The following is a 22,125-nucleotide window of genomic DNA, read 5'->3' as shown; positions in this document are numbered from 1 at the left end:
GGCCGCCCCGCGGCGCCGCGCGCCGTCTACGCCCGGTCCGCCGGGGCAGCGCCGTCCGACGCGCCCGACGGCGCCCCGTTCCGCGCCGCCGTCAGATGCCGCAGGTACGCGGCCCGGTTGAGCGGGTTGCCGTCCGTGCGCGGGCGCACCGGCGGGCGGCCTTCGCAGGGGCGGTCGGCGGCCGGGAGGGTCCACCAGACGCCCTCGCCGCGGGTCAGGGCGGGCAGGCGGCGTTCGGCGTCGGGGGCGCTGCGGGCCGGGACCGTGCCCTTCAGAACGCACACCTCCGGGCCGACCGCCGTGTCGTGGACGGCGGCTCCGAGCCCGGCCAGCAGGCCCGTGACAGCACTCAGGGTGTCGGCGGGGGCCTCCAGTTCGTAGGCGTGACAGGGCTCGTACACCCGTGTGCCCGCCTCGGCGAGGGCGGCCATCAGGACCAGCGGGGTCAGCCGGCGGAAGTCGGCGGCGGTGCTGACGGGCGCCGCGAAGCCCGAGCGCGTCAGCGTGACCACGCAGCCGGCGACCGGCCAGCCGTACAGGCCCTGGGCGAGGGTGCGGTGGACGGTCTCCTCGATCGCGCGGTCGAAGGCCAGGGGCAGGGCGCCGAGTTCGGTCTCGCGGCGGAAGACGGTGCCGGCGTCCGGCGCGCCCGGCTCGACGCGCAGGCCGACCGTCGCCCAGAAGGCCTGCCCGCCGTGCCGGCCGATCTCCTCGTACGCCTCGCCCGTGCCGGTGACCCGCTCGCGGTGGACGGTGCTGCTCGGTTCGAAGACGGCGTCGACGCCGAACTCCTCGGCGAGCGTCGCCGCGACGATCTCCTTCTGCACCTCGCCGTAGAGCAGCACGGAGGTGCCGCCGCCCGCCGGCAGGGCGCGGGTGCCGATCAGCGGGTCCTGGTCGGCGAGGGCCGTGAGGGCGGCGTGCAGCCGGGCCGCGTCCCCGGGGCGCACGGGCCTGACCACCGCCTCCAGGCCCGGCGGCGCGAAGTGCGGCGTCTGCGCGCCCTCGCGCGCGGGGCCGAGGCGGTCGCCGACCCTGACCTCCGCCAGGCCCTTGATCCGGGCGATGTCGCCGGCCGTGGCGCGGCGCCGTGCGGTGCCGGGTTCCCCGGCCTCGACCGCCACGAGGGACGTGACGCGGCCGGTGTGCTCCGTGCGGCCTCCGCCGGGCTCCTGCCGGTGGAGCGTGACGCGGTCGCGCTCGGAGACCGCGCCGGAGAAGAGGCGCAGGTAGGCGGTCTTCTCGCCGGAGGGCCCGCGGTCGACGGCGAAGACCGTGCCGGTGGCCTCGCGGCCGGAGCCGCCGCGCGCGGGCGGGAGGTGGTGCACCATGCCGTCGATCAGCCCCGCCACGCCCTCGCCGGAGACGGCCGAGCCGAAGTGGACGGGGTGGACGAGGCCCTGGGCGGTCTGCCGCGCGAGGGCTTCGCGCAGTTCGAAGGGCGTGACCGGCCGGTCCTCGACCAGCGCGGCGAGCAGCGCGTCGTCGTGCTCGGCCAGCACCTCGGCCACGGCCTCGCGGAAGGCGGCGTCCTCGTACGAGCCGGGGACGGTGCGGGCGCCGGGGGTGCCGATGCCGCGGACGGTACCCATGGGGATCACGTGCGGAGTCAGCCGGCGGCGGACGGCGGCGAGCGTCTCCGCCTCCCGGGCGCCCGCGCGGTCGGTCTTGTTGACGAAGAGGAGGGTGGGCAGGCGCAGCCGCCGCAGGGTCTTCATCAGCACGCGCGTCTGCGCCTGGACCCCCTCGACGGCGGAGAGGACGAGCACCGCGGCGTCGAGGACGCCGAGGGCGCGCTCGACCTCGGCGATGAAGTCGCTGTGGCCGGGGGTGTCGACGAGGTTGACGCGCAGGCCCCCGACGCGGAAGGGCGCGACGGCGGTGCGGATGGTGATGCCGCGGCGGCGTTCGAGCTCGCCGCTGTCGGTACGGGTGCTGCCGGCGTCGACGCTGCCGAGCCGGTCGATGGCGCCGGTGTCGAAGAGCAGGCGCTCGGTGAGGCTCGTCTTACCCGCGTCGACGTGCGCGAGGATGCCGATGTTCAGAACGGGCCGCACGGGCAGGCAGAGCCCGGACAGCAGGGTGTGCGTACGCAAAGAAGTCCTCGGAAGGAGTCGTCCGGTCAGGGCGCTGGGGTTGACCGAGGCTCTGGCGCATGGGCGTGTCTCCCGAGGTGTGTGGGGTTCCGCGGCGCGCGTTCGAGGGCGCGCGCGGCCATCCTGGCAGCCGCCCGGCGGGGTGATCCAGCGAATTTCCCGGGAGCGCATATGAGCGGCACCGCGCTCAGGGGCCGCTCACTCTTGGTAATGTGCACGTACCGCTGGGAGAGCATTTGTGAATTGGTTCACACCTGACCCTTGGCCGGGCCCTCGTCTTCGTGCTGAGATGCGGTCACGGCTTCCAGCTCGACGGCGCGCTTGGGGAGGGCACTGTGGCGGACACCGCCATGCGTAATGCGGGGTTGCCGGAGCCGCGGGGACCGCAGGGCGGGGATCCGCGGGGGGACGATCCACTGGAGCGGGCCGTGTGGCGGTTGCGCTCACGCGCCTGCTGGGACGACGCGGCGGCCCTGCTCGCACCGCGCGCGGCCGCCGAGCCCGGGCGGGCCCTGCAGCGGACGGCGGTGCTGATCGAACGGTGCATGTTCACCAAGGAGGGCTGGGGGGCCGCCGAGGACGCGCTGCGCGCGGCGGAGGCCCTGGCCACGGACGACGAGGAGCGCGGGGCGGCGGCCTGCGAGCGCGGCCACCTGGCCTACGCGTCCACCCTGCTGGGCGTCCGCGACCGGGCCGACGAGGCCCGCTCCGCCCTGGGCAGGGCCGCGGCCCTGCTCGCGCCGGGGTCGCCGAACCGCCCCCTGCTGCACTTCCGCCGCGGCCTGATCGCCCAGCACCTGTCGGACAACCCGTCCGACGCGACGGCCGCCTTCGAGCGCGCCCACGCGGGGGCGACGGCGCAGGGCCAGCGCCTGCTGCTGTCCTTCACCTGGCGGCACGTGGCGGCCATGGCCGAGCACGAGGGCAGGCTCACCGAGGCCCGCTACGGCTTCGCGGAGTCGCTTCGCATCCGGGAAGAGCTGGGCTATCTCGTGGGCATCGCCCCGGCGCTGGCCTCGCTCGCCGCCGTCCTGGACGACCCGGGCGAGGCCGCCCGGCTGCGGGAGGAGGCCGCCCGGCTGGTCCGCCTGCTCGGCGGCGTCCCGGGCTGGCTGGCGGACCAGCTGACCGCCGCGGCGGCGAACCCGGACTGACCGCAGCACCTCACTGATCCGCAGGTCCCCCGCGCCCGGCCGCGGGGCTCGGCGCCGACGCGTAAGCCGTCGCCCGTCCGTGAGCCGTCGCCCGTCCGTGAGCCGTCACCCGGGCGCCCTCCGGGCGCCCCGCCGGCTCCTGTTCCGTTCACTCCGCTCCCGCGAAGTGCCCCCTCACCAGCGCCTCGGTCCGCTCCACGTCGTGCGCGGCCAGCGCCGCCAGCAGGGCGTGGTGTTCGGCCGCGTCGGCGACGAGGTCGGCCGCGCGGTGCGGCCGGCCGTGGGCCGTCGGCCACTGCGCGCGGCGGTGGAGCTCGTCGGCGACGGCGACCAGCTGGCGGTTGCCCGCGAGGCCCAGGAGCGCGCGGTGGAAGGCGCGGTCGGCCTCGGCGTAGAGCGCGCGGTCGCCGGTGGCCGCGGCCACGCACGCGGCCTCGGCGAGCGGCCGCAGCCCGTCCCAGCGGGCGGCCGGGACCGTACGGGCCAGCCGCAGCAGCACCGGCACCTCCAGCAGGGCGCGCACCTCGGCGAGCTCGGCCAGGTCGCGCGCGGTGCGCGAGGTGACGCGGAAGCCGCGGTTGGGGACGACCTCGACGGCGCCCTCCAGGGCCAGCTGCTGCATCGCCTCCCGCACGGGCGTCGCCGACACGCCGAAGCGCTCGCCGAGCGCCGGTCCGGAGTACACCTCGCCCGGGGTCAGCTCGCCGCTGACGAGGGCCTTGCGCAGGGCGTCCAGCACCTGCCCGCGCACGGAGTGGCGCTGGGGCATCCGGGGGGCGGGAACGGGCACGGGAGCGGCGCGCCGGTCCCCGTACGCCGGGTAGTCCTGCTCGGCGTGGACGTGCTCGCCGCGGGCCCCCTCGCGGCGGACGGCGGCACGGCCGGCGGCGGGAGCGGCTGCGGGAACGGCCTCGCCGCGCGCGGCCTGCGGCGCCACGCCGGCGAACGGCCCCGCGGCCGGTGGGGCGGTGCGGGATCTTCCCTGCTCCATTGGGGTCCTCCTGATGTCCTTTCTGAACCATAGGCGGCGCCTCCTGCAGTTCAAACCCCGATCAACCGGGGTAAGGTAAGCCTTACCCGTAGAACGATCGCGATTCGGTGGTCCCGCATGACGTCCGCCCCGACTGCCCCGCCCTCGCTCCCGGACTCCTACGCCCGCCTCGCCGAGGTCTTCCCCGCCCTGACCGTGACCGCCGGGCCCCCGTGCACCGGCGAGGGCTGGGTGAGCACCGCGGGGCTCGCGGAGGGCGGCGCCGAGCTGGACGCCTTCCTCGCGTGGGACGACGAGCAGATCCGGCGCGACCACGGGGCGCGGGGCCGCCCCGACGTCGTCGCGAGCGTCGGCCTGCACCGCTACGCGTGGTCGGCCTGCCTGCTCTTCACCGTCCCGTGGTTCCTGCACCGCAGGGTCCCGCGGCTGTCCGCCGAGGATGTCTCCTTCCACCGCGCCCGGGGCCGGATGACGGCCCGGGTGGCGGAGTTCGCGTGTTTGCCCGGCGACCCGGCGGCCGGCCTGCCGGGCGCCCGGACCGTTGCCGGCGAAGAGGCGATGCGCGCGGAAGTGCGCGCTTCCATTGCCGCGCATTTCACCCCCGTACTGGTCGGCTTCCAGCCGCGGATGCGGCGCGGTCCGCGCGCCCTGTGGGGCATGGTGACGGACGAACTGGCCGAATCGCTGTGGTATGTGGGCCGGCTGCTCGGCGAGGAGGAACGGGCGCGCCGCGAACTGGCCCTGCTGCTGCCGGGGGTGACGCCGCCGTACGCCGGCGGCGCGGCCTTCCGGATGCTTACCGGCCGCCTGGGAGAGCCGATCCCGACCCGCGACCGCGTCAGTTGCTGCCTCTTTTACACCGTGCGCCCCGAGGACGCCTGTACGACCTGCCCCCGTACGTGCGACACGGACCGGGTACAGCGGCTGTCCGTAAGCTGACCGGCCTCACACCACTCGATCGGGTGAGGTGAAGGGAACGCAATTCCCTCTTCCCTTAATGACGTTCGAATTTCTTCGCACCTATCCGTATGCCGTTGCCCTCCATTGGCAGGCAGTTGGCGCGAAACCCCTTGGCGAACGGGCCGATTCCGCGAGGATGGCGCGCGAAAGGCTGTACAGCTATGCAAGGGACGCAAGATGAGAGTGACCGATATACCGCTGAATTGGATGCTCCCCAGTGTCGTGGCGCTCGCCGGGGCCGTGGTGGCGGTGACGGTGCTCGCACGCGGCCGGCACGGCGCGGACGACGCAGGAGGCGGCGCGGACTCCTGGGAGCGCAACGAGGAGCGCAGACGGCGCAAGGAGGCCATCTACGGAAGCGCCTCGTACGTCCTCCTGTTCTGCTGCGCCGCGGTGGCCGCCGCCCTCTCCTTCCACGGCCTCGTGGGGTTCGGGCGGCAGAACCTGGGGCTGACGGGCGGCTGGGAGTACCTGGTGCCCTTCGGCCTCGACGGGGCCGCCATGTTCTGCTCGGTGCTGGCGGTGCGCGAGGCGAGCCACGGTGACGCCGCGCTCGGCTCGCGCATGCTCGTGTGGACCTTCGCCAGCGCGGCCGCCTGGTTCAACTGGGTGCACGCGCCCCGGGGCCTGGACCACGCCGGTGCACCGCAGTTCTTCGCCGGCATGTCGCTGTCCGCGGCCGTCCTCTTCGACCGCGCGCTCAAGCAGACCCGCCGGGCCGCGCTGCGCGAACAGGGCCTGGTGCCCAGGCCGTTGCCGCAGATCCGGATAGTGCGCTGGCTGCGGGCTCCGCGCGAGACCTTCGGCGCGTGGTCCCTGATGCTCCTGGAAGGCGTCCGCTCGCTGGACGAGGCCGTGGAGGAGGTCCGCGAGGACAAACGGCAGCGGGAGCAGGCCAGGGCCCGCAGAAGGGAGGCCGGCAAGCTGGAGCGCGCCCGGCTCAAGGCGTACAACCGGCAGAACCGGGTGTGGGGCCGGGTCCGGGGCGGCCGGCAGGTCGAGGTCGGCGGGCCCGCCGTGACCGCCGCCGCACAGCCGGCGCAGATCGGGTCGGACCCTTCCATAGTCGACCAGGGACAGCTTCCCGTCCGTGCACGTCCGCTGCAGGCGGTCGGCCGCCCTGATCCGATCGACCTCACCGCGGAGGACGACACCCAGGCGATCCCCCGCCTGGACTCGCTCGAGGCCAAGCTGGCCCAGATCGAGCGGCAGTTCGGCTGAGCCCTGAGCCCTGGGTCGCCGCGCAGCGGCGGTTCAGGGCTCTTGGGCTGCCAGTTCGAACCAGACCGACTTCCCGACGCCGTGGGCGCATACGCCCCAGCCGTCCGACAGGGCGTGGACGAGCAGCAGCCCCCGCCCCGACGTCGCCGCCTTCTCGATGTCGTTCATCTCCGGGACGACGTCCCTGACCGGGCCGATGTCCGTGCCCGGGCCGCCCAGCGCGGGATGGCCCGCCATGAAGTCCCGCACCTCCACGCGCAGCCGCCCCTTCGCGCGGCCCGCCGCGCCCCCGAACGCCGCGCCCGTGAACACGGCCTTGACCACGGCGCCCCCGTCGGTATGCACCAGCGCATTGGTGACGAGCTCGCTCGTGAGCAGCTCGGCGGTCTCCGCCCGGCCCGGCGCGCCCCAGCGGGCCAGAAAGCGCCGCAACTCGGCCCGGACTTCCCGGACGCCGGTGAGATCCCGGCGGCGGAGCCTCCTTTCGAATTGCGGCCCGGAATGCGCCGCGCCGTCCCCGAAACCGCTCCTGTGGTCCGTACGGTCCTCCCGCTCCCCCGCGTAACCCTCCGCGCCCGCCCGGCCTGCTGCCTGCCGTTTCATCCTCCCTGCCCCGACCCCTCCCCGGCGCCCCGGCCTCGAACACGCTCGCGCTCACTCACCGCAATGCATGCCCCGGACCACGCTGGACAACGCCTGTTGAGCCATCAACATGGTGATATGACCAAAATCCCGGAGCCTCTTGCGCGGTGCGCGAATATGCCGTTGGCGTGCGCCGGTCCGGGAATTTGTGCAGGGCTGGAAGGAATTCCCGGCGCACCGGTCCGTACCTTGCCGCCGCAACTGCGGCGCACCGGGCCCGGAGACGGCCGGGCGGGGCGGTGACCGCGTCACCGCCCCGCCCCGGAACCGGCCCGGTTACGCCTCCCAGAGGGCACACGCCGTACGGTCGTCGGCGTATCCCTTGACCCGCAGCTGGGTGTCGGCGAGGAACGCGGCGAGCCCCGGCGGGCGCTCGCCCGCCCAGCGCTCGGCCAGCCGGCCGCCCAGCTCCTCCTCGCCGCGCATGGGATCGGCGAGACCCGCCGTGCACAGCATCAGGGTGTCCCCGGGCCGGGCCACGGAGGCCCGGAAGCGGAAGGGCTCGCCCGGCGGCTCCACCTCGACGGGCTCCACGGGCGGCGTGAGGCCCGGCGTCGGGATGCCGAGGTCCATCGTCAACGGGTCGGCGGCCGCCGATCCGTAGCCGATGACCGGCTCGCCCGTGCGCTCCGCAGGCGGGTCCGGCTCCAGGTCCTGCCAGACCCCGTCCCGGAGGCGGAACAGGCCGCCCGCGCCGACGCCGAAGAACACCCGCGTACGGCACTGCGGGTCGGCGGTCAGCAGCAGGCAGCGGACGGTGGCCGTGTACGCGTCCGGCCGCAGGCCCAGTTCGGCGGCCCGGGCGCGCAGCCGCCCGTAGGAGCGGTCGGTGAGCCGGTGCAGGCCCGACTTCAGCTCGCCGCGCCGGCCGCCGCGGATGTCGTCGGCCAGCCGGGCGTGGCTGCGGCCGACGGCGCCGGCCAGCCACACGCAGGCGTCCCGCGCCGCGCGCGGCGCCACGTCCGAGCCGCGCGGGCCGCTGGCCATCGCGACGAGCAGCAGCGCGCCCTCCCCCTCGCCGAAGCGGGCGGTCAGCAGCGCGTCCCTCCGGGGCTCGCCGCGGTAGCGGGCGGAATCTCCGCGCAGGGACAGGGCCCGCAGCGTGACGGCGCCGTACTGCGCGCCGTCCAGGACCGTGTCCGGCACGAGGCCGTCCAGGTCCTGCGGGTCGGCGGCGGGCCAGGACGTCGGCTCCGCGTCGTACGTGGGCGGCCGCTCGCCGACGTACTCCGCCGCGCGGCCCGCCCGGCCCGGCGGCTGCGGAGGCGCGGCCAGGGGGTGGCGCCGGGGCGGCGTGGACTCGCGGGAGACGACGGGCGGGCGGGAGGCCGGCTCCAGGGACGCCGCCCCGGCGGCGGGCTCCACCGGCTCGGCGGGCTCGCCGCCGGGCCCGGGGACGGCCGGGCGGGCGTCGCGCGCCGTGATGCGGGCAGGGCTCGCCCCGGGCGTCCTCCGGGCCGGTACGGCCGAGGACGTGGACTCCTCCCGGGGCTCCGGGAGTTCCGGGCGCTGCTGGGCGGGGATCCCGGAGAACTCCGGCCGCTCGTACGGCTCGGGCGGCTCCGGCGGCTCCAGGAGGTGCCGGGGCTGCGGGGCGGGCGGTCCGGGCGGCGGCTCGGGAAGGGAACGCCGCGGCGGCCGCAGGGGGCGTTCGGTCCGCACCGGCCTGGTCGGCCTTTCGAGCCGCCCGGACCGTTTGAGCCGCTCAGGCGGCCGCGGTTCGTCCGCCCGCTCGTACCCCTCCTGAAGCTCCCGCCGCGCGGGCGCCTGCGGCGGGGCGAGGACGTCCGGGTCGCCGGGGCCGCCGGGCAGGTCAGCGGGGTCCGGGCGGCGGCCGGGGACGTCCCCGCCCTCGGGGCGGTCCACCGGCTCCGCACTGTCCGCAGAGTCGAGGCCGTCTGTGCGCCCGGGCCGGCCCGGCTGTGCGGAACGGCGGGAACGGACGAGCGCGTCCCCGCCGCCGGGGCGGTCCGCCGGCTCGGGAGCGTCCAGGCCATCGGAACGGTCCGGGCGGTCCTCAGGATTCACCTGCGCGGAGCCGCCCACCGGCTCCAGAGCGTCCGGACAGCCGGAGGCGTCCGCAGATTCCGTACGGGTCACCCGCGTCATACGGTCCGGGCGGCGGCCCGGGGCGTCCTCGCCTCCGGGGCGGTCCGCCTGCTGGGGAGCGTCCAGGTCACCGGAACGGTCCGGGCGGTCCACCGGCTCCGCACCGTCCGGATACTCGGCACGGTCCACGCGCCCTGTACGGCTCACCTGCGGGGAGCGCTTCGCGCTGCCGGGGCGGTTCGCCTGCTCCGCCTCGGGGGCGGCCGGGGCGTCGGAACGGCCTGTCCGTGCCGGGCGGTCAGGGCGGTCGGGCCCGCGGTCTGAGCGGGTCCGGCGATCGCCGCCGAAGAAGAGGTCCGCGCCTTCGCAGCGGTCCGAACGGGCCGGTCGGCCGGGGCGTTCCCCGGCGACGGGGCGGGCGGGGCGCCGGGAGCGGTCCGGGGCCGGGGCCGCCGTGCCCTCCGGCTCACGCCCGGCCGGGCGGGCGGGACCCGATGCCCCCAGGGATCCCGGCGGCAGGTCCGGCCGGGCCTCCGGCGGGCCGTCGGCGCGGCTCCGGGGATCCTGCCGCTCCGGACCGGAGGGCCGTGCCGGCCGCCCCGGCTGCCGCGGTACCTCCGCCTGCCTGCGCGGATCGCTCTGCCTGCGGGGGTCGCTCTTGCGCCACTTCTGCGGTTTCTCCAGGAGCTCCGGAAGGAGTCCCGCCGAATGGAGATCCGGCGGTTTCGGAATCCTCGGCAGCGGGACCCTGGCCGCTCGTCCGGGCACGGGCCCGTCGGCGAGCCGCTCCGCGCGCGAAGGCGGGGGCAGTTCGGGCGGCGGCTCCGCTCCGGGCGGTGGTGGCGTGAATCCGGAACGCCCGGGCACCCCGCGCGAACGGGGCGCCCCGTATCCCTTCGGCAGCGAGGGAAGCCCGCTCGGGGGAACGGCGACGGGATCCGGGGGCCGCGGCGGATCGGGAGGCTCCGCTCTCGGCGCCCTCACCGTCCTCTGCGTCCTTTTCGGCCGTTCGCCGCCGGCTTCCGCCCTCACCACCGCCGAGGCGGAGGTGAAACGCTCGTCCAGGCTGCTGTCGTCCCCGGCGGCGGAGCCGATATCCGGTGCATTCTTGTCGTACAACTCGCCCCACCAGGCGTCCTCTTGGCCGGTGTGCGGGTCCCCCTGCTGGCTCATGCCCTTATTGTCCATACTCTTGGGCATACGGGAAGAGTGCACGGCAGACCTCACCCGGGGATGATGACCGAGTCGAAAAGCGGTCGCGGGGAGGGATGTCGTGTGCTCGGTGCCATTGGACTGGAAGGGCCTGCCGCAGTCCGGGAGATGGGCCGTTGCGGGGGGACGGAAAAGGAACGGCCGCAGCCCGCGGGACACAGCGGTGTGGAACTGGTGACGGGCGCACGCTGTGTTGACGAACGGCTGCTGCGCATACGCCGCGGCGCCTCCGTGGAGATATGCGCACTGCTGACGGGAAGACCCTGGCGGACGGCCGGCCGGGCCGCAGCGGGCGGAGCGGACGCAGCGGACGGGCCGGACGGATCGGGCGGCTCTGACAGCTCGGGAAGCACGGACGGCTCAGCCGTTTCATCGGACACAGCGTCCGGCATACCCCACCGCACCGTCGTCGAACGCGCCGGCCTCGCCGCACTGCCGGAATCCGGGGATCCGGCCCTGATGCGCGTCTCGGAGCGCATTCCTGCCGAACTGGTGATCGCCGACCGCGCAGTTGCCCTGCTCCCGCTCACCCCGCGCACGGCCGGGCTCGCCGCGCTTCCCGAACTGCCGGAACCGGCGGCCCTGGTCGTCCACCCCGGCCCGCTGCTCGCCTCGCTGGTGAACCTGTTCGAGGACATCTGGAACGAGGCCCTTCCCCTCCGGGTCTGTGCGGACGCGGCCCGGCGCGCGGCCGACGGCCCCGCGGCCGGGCCCGACGCGCTCGACCTGGCGGTGCTCTCGCTGCTGATGGACGGCCTGACCGACGCGAGCGTCGCCAAGCAGCTCGGGCTCGGGCTGCGCACGGTGCAGCGCCGGGTGAAGCGGCTGATGGGGCTGGCCGGGGTGACCACCCGGCTGCAGCTGGGCTGGCACGCCGCCGCGCACGGCTGGACCACAGGCCGCTGACGCGGACCCCATGGGCATCCCCGCAGGTGGAAGGCGTGGGGCAGGTATCGGCCACCATGGCCGTAATGGTCCGGGGGCGCCGCCGCCCGGCTTCCGGCAACCTGGGTGCATGGGGACGTGGCAGCTGGTCCTGGTCGGCCTCGTGATGCTGCTCGGCCTGCTCGGCGTCGTCACCCCCGGAGTGCCGGGGCCGCCGATCGTGTGGGCCGGCGTGCTGTGGTGGTCGATGACCGACCGGACCGCCCTCGCCTGGGCCGTGCTGGCGGGGGCGACGGGCGTGCTGCTGCTGGAGCGGGCCGTCGGCTGGCTGCTGCCGCCCCGCCGCCTCCGGGGCGCGGGCATCACGCGCCGCGCCTTCCTGGTGGCGGGGGTCTGCGGCATCGCCGGCTTCTTCGTGCTCCCGGTGCTGGGCGCGGTCCCGGGGTTCGTCGGCGGGCTCTACGGCGTGGAGCGCAGGCGCCTGGGCGGGCACGGCGCGGCGTGGGCGTCCACCCGGAACGTGATGCGGGCGCTGGGCACGAGCGTCCTCGTGGAGCTGTTCGCGTGCCTGCTCGTGGTGGGGGTGTGGATCGGCGCGGTCACCGCGGGGTGAAGCGGGCGCCGGGGCCCGGCCGGGGCCCGGCGCCCCCGCTCACCGGCCCGCCTCGCCTCCGGCGCCTTCGAGGGCGAGCAGGGCGCGCTTGCGGTCCAGGCCACCCGCGTAGCCGGTGAGCGAGCCGTCCGCGCCGATCACCCGGTGACAGGGGCGCAGCACGAGCAGCGGATTGGCGCCGACGGCCCCGCCGACCGCGCGGACCGCGGCGCGGGAGGCGCCGATGCGGGCGGCGAGCTCGCCGTAGGTGGTGGTGGCGCCGTAGGGGATGGCGTCCAGGGCGTCCCAGACGCGGCGGCGGAACTCCGTGCCCTCCGCTGCGAATTCGAGGCGGAAGTCCCGGGACTCGCCCGCGAAGTAGGCGGTGAGCTGCCGCTCGGCCTCGGCGAAGGCGGCGGTGTCGCGCCGCCAGCCCGGTGCGACGGCGGGGGCGTTCTTCTGGCCGGGCACGGACAGGGAGGCGATGGCGGTCCCGCCGGGGGCGCCGGCGGAGGGCCGGCCGGTGACGAGGAGCGGGCCGAGGGGGCTGGCGATCTCGCTGTAGAGGGTGGTCATGGTCAGGAGTCCTTGCGGGTCGGGGCGGCCGTGGCCGCGAGGTGCCAAAGGTGGTGGAGGGCGTAGCTGCGCCAGGGGCGCCAGGCGTCGGCGGCGCCGGGCTCCGCGCCGAGCGCGGCGAGGCCGTGGCGGACGCCGGCGTCGTCGCCGAGGAGGACGTCGGGGTCGCCGAGGGCCCGCATCCGGATGTATCCGGCGGTCCGGGGGCCGACGCCGGGGAGGCCGAGGAGGGCCCGGGCCGCTTCTTCGCGGTCCGCGCCGGGGTCGAGGCGGACGGTGCCGTCGGCGAGGGCCGTGGCCGTGGCGCGCAGGGCGCGCTTGCGGGCGTCGGGCATGCCGAGCTCGTCGAGGGCGGCGTCGGCGAGGGCGGCGGGCTCGGGGAAGAGGTGCGTGAGGCCGCCGTCGGGGGCGGGCAGCGGCTTGCCGTAGGCGGCGACGAGGCGCTCGCCGAGGCGGGCCGCGGCGGCCACGCTCACCTGCTGCCCGAGCACGGCGCGCACGGCCAGTTCCTCGCCGTCGGCCGCACCGGGCGAGCGCAGGCCGGGCCGGGCCTCGACGAGCGGGCGCAGCAGGGGGTCGGCGCCGAGCCGCTCGGCGACGGCGTAGGGGTCGGCGTCGAGGTCGAACAGGCGGCGTACGCGCTGGACGGCGGTGGCCAGGTCGCGGGGGTCGGTGAGGTGGATCCGGCAGTCGAGCCAGGCTCCGTGCCGGCCGTCGCCGGGGCGGGGTTCGTGCACCTCGGCGATGCCGGTGCCGTAGGGCAGCCGCAGGGTGCGGCGGTAGAGGCGGGCGCCCTCGCCGCCGAGGACCTCTTCGACGCCGGGGACGGCGCGCCGCTGCAGGAAGCCGAAGATCTCGGGGGCGGCGTACGGGCGGCGGTGGGCCAGCCGCAGCGGGATGCCGGCGCCGGCGGGCCTGCGGCTCCTGCAGCCGCGCAGGCCGCTGGGGGTGGCGGCGTAGATCTCGCGGATGGTGTCGTTGAACTGGCGCACGCTCGCGAAGCCCGCGGCGAACGCGATCCCGGTGACCGGCATGTCGGTGGTCTGCAGCAGGACGCGTGCGGTGTGGGCGCGCTGGGCGCGGGCGAGGGCGATGGGGCCGGCGCCGAGCTCCTGGGTGAGCTGGCGCTGCACCTGCCGGGCGCTGTAGCCCAGGCGCGAGGCGAGGCCGGCGACGCCGTCGCGGTCGACGACGCCGTCGCCGATCAGGCGCATGGCGCGGCCGACGAGGTCGGCGCGGACGTTCCACTCGGCGGAGCCGGGGGCGGTGTCGGGGCGGCAGCGGCGGCAGGCGCGGAACCCGGCGCCCTGCGCGGCGGCGGCCGAGGGGTAGAAGCGGGCGTTCCGGCGCTTGGGGGTCACGGCGGGGCAGCTGGGACGGCAGTAGATGCCCGTGGTCTTCACGGCGAGGAAGAACTCGCCGTCGAAGCGGGCGTCCCTGCTGTGTACCGCCTGGTAGCGGGCCTCGTCGTCCATGCGTCCAGTCTGCGGCACGGGGCCGCGTGCGACTGGCGGAAATCGGACGGGGCCTTCGGGGCGGAACCCCCGCCGCGACGGCGCTCGGCCGTGCCGGCAAGGGTTCCGCCCCGGGCCGTGCGGAACCCGGCGGGGGAGCCGTGTCTACAGGCCCCGCTTGCGGGCGTACGCCTCCCGCCCCTCCGCCGACTTCTGCTTCCAGTCGCGGCGGATCTCCGCCCGCAGCCGGGCGTCGGTGCGGGAGGCGATCCACGCGTTCTCGCGCTGCAGCTTGCGGTAGCTGTCGAGGCGCCGCTGCCCCAGCTCCCCCGAGCCGACCGCCGCGAGGACGGCGCAGCCGGGCTCGGCGGCGTGCCCGCAGTCGTGGAACCGGCAGCGGGCGGCCAGCTCCTCGATCTCGGCGAACGTCTGCGAGAGGCCGCTCCCGGCGTCCCACAGGCCGACGCCGCGCAGGCCCGGCGTGTCGATCAGGACGCCTCCGGAGGGCAGCTTGAGCATGTTGCGCGTGGTGGTGGTGTGGCGGCCCTTGCCGTCCCGGTCGCGGGCGGCGTTGACGCCCTGGACGTCCTCGCCGACGAGGGCGTTGGCGAGGGTGGACTTGCCCGCGCCGGACTGGCCGAGCAGCACGGACGTGCCCCCGGTCAGGGAGGCGGCGAGGACGTCGACGCCCTCGCCGGTCTCCGCGCTGACGGCGAGCACCTGGGCGCCCGGCGCCACGGTCTCCGTGTCGGCGACGAGGTGGCCGAGGACGACGGGGTCGGGCACGAGGTCGGCCTTGGTGAGGACGACCACCGGCTCGGCGCCGCTCTCCCAGGCCAGGGCCAGGAACCGCTCGACGCGGCCCAGGTCCAGCTCCACGGCCAGGGAGACCGCGATGACCGCGTGGTCGACGTTGGCGGCGAGGACCTGGCCCTCGGAGCGCTTGGAGGACGTGGAGCGCACGAACGCGCTGCGCCGCGGCAGCAGGGCGAGCACCATCGCGCGGTCGGTGTCGACGGCGGCCCAGTCGCCGGTGCACATGATGTTCAGCGGGTCGCCGGTGGTGACGAGCGCGGTGTCGGCCTGCACGGTGTGCACGCCGGTGCCGTCCGGCGCGGGCACGACGACGTCGCAGCGGCCCCGGTCGACGCGGACGATGCGGCCGGGGACGGCGCCCCCGGCGGCGTGTGCGGTGAAGCTGTCAGCGAACCCTTCGTCCCAGCCGTAGGGGGCGAGAGGGTGTGAGAGCTCGGTCAAGACGGTGTTCCTTAAAGGAGGAGAGGAAGGAAGTGACGGACTTCTGCTGGGTGCGGGCCGTGACAGTCATCGGTCCTCGCCTCCTCTCCTGGGAACACGCGTCCTTCGCGCTGCGGTGAGCTTAAGCAGGGCGGGCGGGTGAGCGCGAAGGGTTTTTCTCGCTAATCGCGCCGCTTCGCGTGCCGCGCGTGCTTGGGCTGGTGGCCCTCCTTCTGGAGGCGCGAGCGGACGTCGTCCGGGGGCAGGAACTGGGCCCACCGCTCCGGGAACTCCGAGGGCGGCTCGCGGTCCTGGCCGATCACGCCCTCGTCCGGGCCGTAGTCGTCGAGGTCCTCCTCCAGGCTCGTCTCCAGCGCGCGGGCCGCGCGCTCGGCCGCCTCCTGCGCCGCGGCCGCGGCCCGCAGCCGGTCGACGTCGGCGCGCGCGGCGGCGGTGGCCACCGACGGCCAGACCCGGTCGAGCGCGGCGTTGACGGCCGCGCCGACGAGCACGGCGAAGGCCGAGACGCCGATCCACAGGAGCACGGCGACGGGCGCGGCGAGGGAGCCGTAGATGGTCAGCCCCTCCACCGTGTGGGTGAGGTAGATGCGCAGCAGGAAGCTGCCGAACACCCACATCGTCAGGGCGACGAGGGCGCCGGGGATGTCCTCCTGCCAGGGCGAGCGGACCGGCACGGACACGTGGTAGAGCGTGGTCAGGAAGGCGATGCACAGCAGGATGACGACGGGCCAGTACAGGAAGCGCACGACGTCGGCGCTCCAGGGCACGACGTCCACCACCGCCTCGGGCCCGGCGACCATCAGCGGCAGCGCCACCGCCCCGATCAGGAGGGCGACGATGTAGAGGAGGAAGGCGAGCAGGCGGGTGCGGACGATGCCGCGCTTGCCCTCCAGCCCGTACATGATCGTGATGGTGTCGACGAAGACGTTGACGGCGCGCGAGCCGGACCACAGCGCGATGGCGAAGCCGACGGAGATGACGTCCGGGCGGCCCTTGGTGACGTCCCGCAGCAGGGGCCGGGCGATCTCGTTGACGCCCTTGTCGCTGAGGACCGTCGCGGACGCCTTGAGGATGTTCTCCTGGATGGAGCCGATGGTGTTGGTGCCGGTCCAGTCGTCCAGGTAGCCCAGCAGACCGAGGAGGCCCAGCAGCAGCGGCGGCAGCGACAGCAGGGTGAAGAACGCGGCCTCCGCCGCGAGCCCGGTGACGCGGTATTCGATGCAGGAGTTGACCGTGTCCTTCAGAAGAAGCCACGCCATCCTGCGTTTCGAGACATTTCGGTACAGGACGCGAGCCCTGTGCAGCCGGCCGGCCCGACGCCCCGGTGATTCGTTTGCTGCCTGCACGCTCTAACCGTATCCGCCCTGGCAGGGTCGGCTCGCACGCCCGCCGAACAGACGGGCGACGCGGGGCGGACGGGCGTCCGGTGGAGGGTGATGCTGCGCCGACTCGGCACCACCCTCCGGCCGCTCTCCCACACCATCCGCCCGCGGCGGACCCCCGCGCAACGGTTGCATGGAGTTGCAATCCTGCGGATGCCCCGCCGGACGGGCCCGCGGGACGGCACCATGGCAGCGTGAACCGCGGAACCACCGACGAACGCCTGCTGCCGGCCGTCCGGGAGGCCTGCCTGGGTGACGCACGGCCTCCCGTGCCCCCGCGCCCGGTCATCGGGCAGTCCTGGCACCGCGTCCGGCTGCGGGGCGTCGATCCGGAGAAGGGCGGCTCGTCCCCTCCGCTGCCGGCCGACGAGGTCGAGCAGCGGCGGCAGCGCTCGCCGCTCGCGGCGCTGCTCGGCCAGTTGCACGAGGGCCTGGGCTCGGTCGTCGACATCGAGCGGCACCTGATGGCCGTCACGGACGCCGAGGGCCGCGTGCTGTGGCGGCAGGGGAACCCCGGCGTGCTGCGCAGCGCCGACCGGCTCGGCTTCGACGTGGGGGCGTCCTGGGCCGAGGAGCTCGTGGGCACCAACGGCATCGGCACCTCGCTCGTCGAGCGGCGGCCGGTGCAGGTGCGCTCCGCCGAGCACTTCGTCCGCACCCACCACGCGTGGACGTGCGCGGCGGCCCCGCTGCACGATCCGCGCGACGGACGGCTGCTGGGCGTGCTGAACGTCAGCGGCCCGGCGCAGGCGTTCAACCCCGCCACGCTGCCGCTGGTGACGGCGGTCGCGAAGCTGGGCGAGGGCGAGCTGCGGGCCCGGCACTGGGAGTCGGTGGAGCGGCTGCGGGCGGTCGCCGCGCCCATGCTGGCCCGGGTGAGCGGGCGGGCGCTGGTGGTGGACCGCGACGGCTGGGCGGCGGCGGTGACCGGCATGGGGCCGGTCGGCCGGGTCGCCCTGCCCAAGTCCGTGCAGGCAGGGCGGGCGTGGCTGCCCTCGCTCGGGCTGTGCTCGCTCGCGCCGCTGCCGGACGGCTGGCTGGTGCGGCTGGAGGAGGCGCCGCGCGGCGAGCTCGTGCCCAACCGCGTCGTGCTCGACGTGCGCGGCCCGCGCCGCTGGACGGTCACGGTCGCGGGCGCCGCCGGCGAGTGGTCGCAGGAGCTCAGCCCGCGCCACGCCGAGCTGCTGTACGTGCTGGCGCGCCACCCCGGGGGCCGCTCCGCCGCGGAGCTCGCGGCGGACCTGTTCGGCGACGCCTCCCGGACGGTCACGGTCCGGGCGGAGATGTCCCGCATGCGCCGCACCCTGGGCGGCGTGCTCGGCCACCGCCCGTACCGCTTCGCGGACGGCGTGGAGGTCCACCTCCTGACCCCGCCCCGAGGCGAGGACCTCCTCCCCCCGTCAACGGCCCCGGTGGTCCTGACGGACCGCGGACGCCTGCCGGTCTGACGCCCCCGGGGTGCGAGCCCCGCGGGCCCCCGTGCACCGCGCGGTCCCCGCCGTGGTTCGCTGGGCGTATGAGCATCCGTACGACCACCGTGACCACCTGGTCGCTGGAACAGACCTCGTCCGCCGACCTCGTGCCCGTCCAGGTGCCGGACGCCGCGTCCGGCATCCGGATCGTCCGCTCCGAGGTGCCCTCGCCCGAGTTCAGCCGGTTCCTCTACACGGCCGTCGGCGGCGACGTGACCTGGCTCGACCGGCTGCCCTGGAGCTATGAGCAGTGGCGCGCGCACCTGGAGCGGCCCGGGGTCGAGACCTGGGTGGCGTACGAGCACGGGACGCCGGCGGGCTACATGGAACTGGAGGCGCAGCCCGGGGGCACGGTCGAGATCGTCTACTTCGGGCTGATCGCCGCGTTCCGGGGCCGCCGCATCGGCGGCCACCTGCTGGCGTACGGCACCGCGCGCGCCTGGGACCTGGCCGACCGCTGGGAGGGCCTGGAGCCGACCAGGCGGGTCTGGCTGCACACCTGCAGCCTGGACGGCGAGCACGCGGTGGCCAACTACGAGAAGCGCGGCTTCCGTTTGTTTGCGACCACGACCGAGGAGCAGCCGGAGGCCGCCCCGCCCGGCCCCTGGCCGGGCGCCCACTCCTGATCACAGGCACCGCACCCGTCACGGGCGGCACGGACCGCCGAGCGATCCCGTCCCGCATTGCGGGACGGGATCGTCCATATTACGGACAATGGTGGACTGGCCTGATCCCGCCGTGCCACGCTTCCCCCATGTCCGGAGCTGGAATCGTCTTGGTGAGTCGGCGTCACGTCGACCTCGTCCGCGTGTCCAGCGCCATCTGTCCGGCGGGCTGACGTCTCAGCACCAGCACTGCCGTTTCCTGACTTTCGCCCGCTCCCCCGCCGTCCCCGATGCCGCGGACGAGCGTCCCCCTTGCGCACCCACGCAGCCCCGTGAGCACCCGCACCGAACCGGGTCACCACCCGTACCCGTACGCAGGCGCCGGGGCCCCCGTGGGCGTACCCGCAGGCCACCGAAGGACATACCGCCATGGCTGCCACCTCGCACACCCCCTCCGCCGCCACGTCCCGCCGCAAGGCCGGCCGCCACCGCGGCGAGGGCCAGTGGGCCGTGGGCCACTTCACCCCGCTCAACGGCAACGAGCAGTTCAAGAAGGACGACGACGGTCTCAACGTGCGGACACGCATTGAGACGATCTACTCGAAGGCCGGCTTCGCCTCCATCGACCCCGCGGACCTGCGCGGACGGATGCGCTGGTGGGGGCTGTACACCCAGCGCAAGCCGGGGATCGACGGCGGCAAGACCGCGATCATGGAGCCGGAGGAGCTGGACGACGAGTACTTCATGATGCGGGTCCGCATCGACGGCGGCCGGCTCACCGTCGCCCAGCTGCGCGCCATCGGCGAGGTCTCGCAGACCTACGCCCGCGGCACGGCGGACATCACCGACCGGCAGAACATCCAGCTGCACTGGGTGCGCATCGAGGACGTGCCGGCGATCTGGGAGAAGCTGGAGGCCGTCGGGCTGTCGACGACGGAGGCGTGCGGCGACTGCCCGCGTGTGATCATCGGTTCGCCGGTCGCCGGGATCGCCGCGGACGAGATCATCGACGGCACGCCGGCGATCGAGGAGATCGAGCGCCGCTACATCGGCAGCAGGGAATTCTCCAACCTGCCGCGGAAGTTCAAGTCGGCGGTCTCCGGCTCGCCGGTGCAGGACGTGGTCCACGAGATCAACGACATCGCGTTCGTCGGCGTCGTCCACCCCGAGCACGGGCCCGGCTTCGACGTCTGGGTGGGCGGCGGGCTGTCCACCAACCCCCGGCTCGGGGAGCGGCTCGGCGCCTGGGTGCCGCTGGAGGACGTGCCGGACGTGTGGGCGGGCGTCGTCGGCATCTTCCGCGACTACGGCTACCGGCGCCTGCGCACCCGCGCCCGGCTGAAGTTCCTGATGGCGGACTGGGGCCCGGAGCGCTTCCGCGACGTCCTGGAGAACGAGTACCTGAAGCGCAAGCTCGCCGACGGGCCGCCGCCGGCCGAGCCGAGCAGCCGCTGGCGCGACCACATAGGCGTGCACGAGCAGAAGGACGGCCGCTTCTACGTGGGCTTCGCCCCGCGCGTCGGCCGGGTGGACGGCGCCACCCTCACCAGGATCGCCGAACTGGCGGCGGCCCACGGCTCGGACCGGCTCAACACCACGGTCGAACAGAAGATGATCATTCTGGACGTGGCGCGGGAGCAGGTGGACTCCCTCGTCGCCGGGCTGGAGGCGCTGGGCTTCCAGGTCACGCCCTCCCCTTTCCGGCGCGGCACGATGGCCTGCACCGGCATCGAGTTCTGCAAGCTCGCCATCGTGGAGACCAAGGCGCGCGGCGCCTCCCTGATCGACGAACTCGAGCGCCGGATGCCGGACTTCGAGGAGCCGGTCACCATCAACATCAACGGCTGCCCCAACGCCTGCGCCCGCATCCAGACCGCCGACATCGGCCTCAAGGGCCAGCTCGTGCTGGACGCGGACGGCCGCCAGGTCGAGGGGTTCCAGGTGCATCTGGGCGGCGCGCTGGGCCTGCAGGCCGGCTTCGGCCGCAAGGTCCGCGGGCTGAAGGTCACCTCCGGGGAACTGCCCGACTACATCGAGCGGGTGCTGACCCGCTTCGGCGAACAGCGCGAGGACGGCGAGCGGTTCGCGGCCTGGGTCGCGCGCGCCGGCGAGGCGGACCTGTCATGAGCGGACGCGCCGCCCCCTTCTACTGCCCCTACTGCGGCGACGAGGACCTGCGCCCCTCCGAGGAGGGGCACGGGGCCTGGGAATGCGCCGCCTGCAGCCGGGCGTTCCGGCTGTCGTTCCTCGGGCTGCTGGCCCCGCGCCACCGGGGCCCCGCGCTCGTACCCGGCGAAGGGGACGGCACCTCATGACCACCACCGATCTGCGGGCGCTCGCCGAACGGGCGGGCCGCGAGCTGGAGGAGGCCCCGGCGCCGGAGATCCTGCGCTGGGCCGCCGAGAGCTTCGGGGAGCGCTTCTGCGTCACCTCCTCCATGGAGGACGCGGTCGTCGCCCACCTCGCCTCGCGCGCCCTGCCCGGCGTCGACGTCGTCTTCCTCGACACCGGCTACCACTTCCCGGAGACCATCGGCACCCGCGACGCGGTCGCCGCCGTGATGGACGTCAGCGTCATCACGCTCACGCCCCGCGCGACCGTCGCCGAACAGGACGCCGCGCACGGCCCCCGGCTGCACGACCGCGACCCCGACCTGTGCTGCGCGCTGCGCAAGGTCGAGCCGCTGGAGCGCGGGCTCGCCGCGTACGACGCCTGGGCGACCGGGCTGCGCCGCGACGAGTCCCCCACCCGCGCGGGCACCCCCGTCGTCGGCTGGGACGAGCGCCGGCGGAAGGTGAAGGTCTCCCCCATCGCCCGCTGGACCCAGGAGGATGTGGACGCGTACGTCGCCGAACACGGCGTGCTGACCAACCCGTTGCTGATGGACGGCTACGCCTCCGTCGGCTGCGCCCCCTGCACCCGCAGGGTCGCCGCGGGCGAGGACGCGCGCGCCGGCCGCTGGGCCGGGCTGGCCAAGACCGAATGCGGGCTGCACGGATGACACAGGAGCAGGAGCAAGCGATGAGCGGGGCCACCATCTGGCTCACCGGCCTGCCGAGCGCGGGCAAGACCACGATCGCCCGGGCGCTGGCCGGGCGGCTGCGCGACGAGGGCCACCGGGTGGAGGTGCTGGACGGCGACGAGATCCGCGAGTTCCTCTCGGCCGGGCTGGGCTTCTCCCGGGCGGACCGGGACACCAACGTGCGGCGGATCGGCTTCGTCGCGCAGTTGCTCGCCGCGCACGGCGTGAAGGTGCTCGTCCCGGTGATCGCGCCGTACGCGGACTCCCGCGAGGCGGTGCGCAAGCACCACCAGGAGCGGGGCACCGGCTATCTGGAGGTGCACGTGGCCACGCCCGTCGAGGTGTGCTCGGTCCGGGACGTCAAGGGCCTGTACGCGCGGCAGGCGGCGGGCGAGATCTCCGGGCTGACGGGCGTCGACGACCCCTACGAGGCGCCGGCCGACCCGGACCTGCGGATCGAGACGCACGGGCAGAGCGTGGCGGAGTCGGCAGGGGCGCTGCACGCCCTGCTGGCGGGACGGGGGCTGGCATGAGCGCCGCGGGAAGCCCCTTCGC

The 22,125-nt window shown here is 75.2% G+C and carries 20 protein-coding genes; 12 read left to right on the top strand and 8 right to left on the bottom strand.

What is annotated here, in order from left to right; genetic code table 11:
• Positions 1-26: 26 nt before the first annotated feature.
• Positions 27-2,096, bottom strand: coding sequence for an elongation factor G (locus NQU55_RS30295; protein WP_240976490.1), 2,070 nt, complete (start codon positions 2,094-2,096; stop codon positions 27-29).
• 350 nt (positions 2,097-2,446) lie between these two features.
• Here NQU55_RS30295 and NQU55_RS30290 point away from each other — a divergent pair, with 350 nt between their 5' ends.
• Entirely contained in the window at positions 2,447-3,250 is an 804-nt protein-coding gene (locus NQU55_RS30290; RefSeq protein ID WP_168093780.1) for a hypothetical protein, read from the top strand.
• Between the two features lie 148 nt (positions 3,251-3,398).
• Here NQU55_RS30290 and NQU55_RS30285 read toward each other — a convergent pair whose 3' ends face one another.
• Positions 3,399-4,241, bottom strand: a complete 843-nt coding sequence (locus tag NQU55_RS30285) for a GntR family transcriptional regulator (protein WP_256791528.1) — start codon at positions 4,239-4,241, stop codon at positions 3,399-3,401.
• Positions 4,242-4,358: 117 nt separating this feature from the next.
• On the opposite strand from NQU55_RS30285, the gene NQU55_RS30280 reads away from it, so the two are divergent.
• Both NQU55_RS30280 and NQU55_RS30275 read left to right on the top strand, forming a co-directional pair.
• Positions 4,359-5,180 (top strand): (2Fe-2S)-binding protein, encoded by an 822-nt coding sequence (locus NQU55_RS30280; RefSeq protein WP_168096675.1) that lies wholly within the window; start codon positions 4,359-4,361, stop codon positions 5,178-5,180.
• A 198-nt stretch (positions 5,181-5,378) separates the two neighbouring features.
• Complete coding sequence (locus NQU55_RS30275) at positions 5,379-6,422, top strand: DUF2637 domain-containing protein (RefSeq protein ID WP_168096674.1); 1,044 nt, start codon at positions 5,379-5,381, stop codon at positions 6,420-6,422.
• 33 nt (positions 6,423-6,455) lie between these two features.
• Here the strand turns inward: NQU55_RS30275 and NQU55_RS30270 are convergent, their stop codons facing one another.
• A complete protein-coding gene (locus tag NQU55_RS30270) occupies positions 6,456-7,025 on the bottom strand; it encodes an ATP-binding protein (RefSeq protein ID WP_256791527.1) in 570 nt (189 codons plus the stop codon).
• Positions 7,026-7,340: 315 nt separating this feature from the next.
• Complete coding sequence (locus NQU55_RS30265; RefSeq protein WP_256791526.1) at positions 7,341-9,302, bottom strand: protein phosphatase 2C domain-containing protein; 1,962 nt, start codon at positions 9,300-9,302, stop codon at positions 7,341-7,343.
• 1,482 nt (positions 9,303-10,784) lie between these two features.
• On the opposite strand from NQU55_RS30265, the gene NQU55_RS30260 reads away from it, so the two are divergent.
• The gene (locus NQU55_RS30260; RefSeq protein WP_168094088.1) at positions 10,785-11,231 is read left to right on the top strand and encodes a helix-turn-helix transcriptional regulator; all 447 of its coding nucleotides are present in this window, start codon (positions 10,785-10,787) and stop codon (positions 11,229-11,231) included.
• Positions 11,232-11,340: 109 nt separating this feature from the next.
• Positions 11,341-11,823 carry a DUF456 domain-containing protein gene (locus tag NQU55_RS30255; RefSeq protein WP_168094089.1) on the top strand — a complete coding sequence of 161 codons (483 nt, stop codon included), beginning with the start codon at positions 11,341-11,343 and terminating at the stop codon, positions 11,821-11,823.
• A 39-nt stretch (positions 11,824-11,862) separates the two neighbouring features.
• Here NQU55_RS30255 and NQU55_RS30250 read toward each other — a convergent pair whose 3' ends face one another.
• From NQU55_RS30250 to NQU55_RS30235, 4 genes are all read right to left on the bottom strand, one after another.
• Positions 11,863-12,378, bottom strand: a complete 516-nt coding sequence (locus tag NQU55_RS30250; RefSeq protein ID WP_168094090.1) for a methylated-DNA--[protein]-cysteine S-methyltransferase — start codon at positions 12,376-12,378, stop codon at positions 11,863-11,865.
• Between the two features lie 2 nt (positions 12,379-12,380).
• The gene (locus tag NQU55_RS30245; RefSeq protein ID WP_168094091.1) at positions 12,381-13,853 is read right to left on the bottom strand and encodes a DNA-3-methyladenine glycosylase 2 family protein; all 1,473 of its coding nucleotides are present in this window, start codon (positions 13,851-13,853) and stop codon (positions 12,381-12,383) included.
• 144 nt (positions 13,854-13,997) lie between these two features.
• A complete protein-coding gene (gene rsgA / locus NQU55_RS30240) occupies positions 13,998-15,089 on the bottom strand; it encodes a ribosome small subunit-dependent GTPase A (protein ID WP_240976533.1) in 1,092 nt (363 codons plus the stop codon).
• A gap of 161 nt (positions 15,090-15,250) precedes the next feature.
• Positions 15,251-16,435 carry a YihY/virulence factor BrkB family protein gene (locus NQU55_RS30235; protein WP_168094092.1) on the bottom strand — a complete coding sequence of 395 codons (1,185 nt, stop codon included), beginning with the start codon at positions 16,433-16,435 and terminating at the stop codon, positions 15,251-15,253.
• Between the two features lie 230 nt (positions 16,436-16,665).
• Between NQU55_RS30235 and NQU55_RS30230 the strand changes: the two genes are divergently transcribed.
• The 7 genes from NQU55_RS30230 to cysC all read left to right on the top strand — a co-directional run bounded on the left by NQU55_RS30230 (position 16,666) and on the right by cysC (position 22,103).
• On the top strand, positions 16,666-17,919 hold the full coding sequence (locus NQU55_RS30230) for a helix-turn-helix domain-containing protein (protein WP_168094093.1): 1,254 nt from the start codon (positions 16,666-16,668) through the stop codon (positions 17,917-17,919).
• Positions 17,920-17,993: 74 nt separating this feature from the next.
• The gene (locus NQU55_RS30225) at positions 17,994-18,569 is read left to right on the top strand and encodes a GNAT family N-acetyltransferase (RefSeq protein WP_311766111.1); all 576 of its coding nucleotides are present in this window, start codon (positions 17,994-17,996) and stop codon (positions 18,567-18,569) included.
• A 128-nt stretch (positions 18,570-18,697) separates the two neighbouring features.
• Positions 18,698-18,781: a putative leader peptide gene (locus tag NQU55_RS37200; RefSeq protein ID WP_353620284.1), complete on the top strand. Its 84-nt coding sequence runs from the start codon at positions 18,698-18,700 to the stop codon at positions 18,779-18,781.
• Positions 18,782-18,977: 196 nt separating this feature from the next.
• A complete protein-coding gene (locus NQU55_RS30220; protein ID WP_168096043.1) occupies positions 18,978-20,675 on the top strand; it encodes a nitrite/sulfite reductase in 1,698 nt (565 codons plus the stop codon).
• Positions 20,672-20,863 carry a hypothetical protein gene (locus tag NQU55_RS30215; protein ID WP_168096042.1) on the top strand — a complete coding sequence of 64 codons (192 nt, stop codon included), beginning with the start codon at positions 20,672-20,674 and terminating at the stop codon, positions 20,861-20,863. Before NQU55_RS30220 ends, NQU55_RS30215 begins: the two co-directional genes overlap by 4 nt.
• On the top strand, positions 20,860-21,549 hold the full coding sequence (locus NQU55_RS30210; protein ID WP_168096041.1) for a phosphoadenylyl-sulfate reductase: 690 nt from the start codon (positions 20,860-20,862) through the stop codon (positions 21,547-21,549). The genes NQU55_RS30215 and NQU55_RS30210 overlap by 4 nt, the downstream gene beginning before the upstream one ends.
• Positions 21,546-22,103, top strand: coding sequence for an adenylyl-sulfate kinase (gene cysC / locus NQU55_RS30205; RefSeq protein WP_168096040.1), 558 nt, complete (start codon positions 21,546-21,548; stop codon positions 22,101-22,103). The genes NQU55_RS30210 and cysC overlap by 4 nt, the downstream gene beginning before the upstream one ends.
• Positions 22,104-22,125 lie beyond the last annotated feature (22 nt).

Origin of the sequence: Streptomyces telluris (genome assembly GCF_024519335.1) — a bacterium.
GTDB classification, from domain to species: domain Bacteria; phylum Actinomycetota; class Actinomycetes; order Streptomycetales; family Streptomycetaceae; genus Streptomyces; species Streptomyces telluris.
This window is presented reverse-complemented; position numbering and strand designations above follow the sequence as displayed.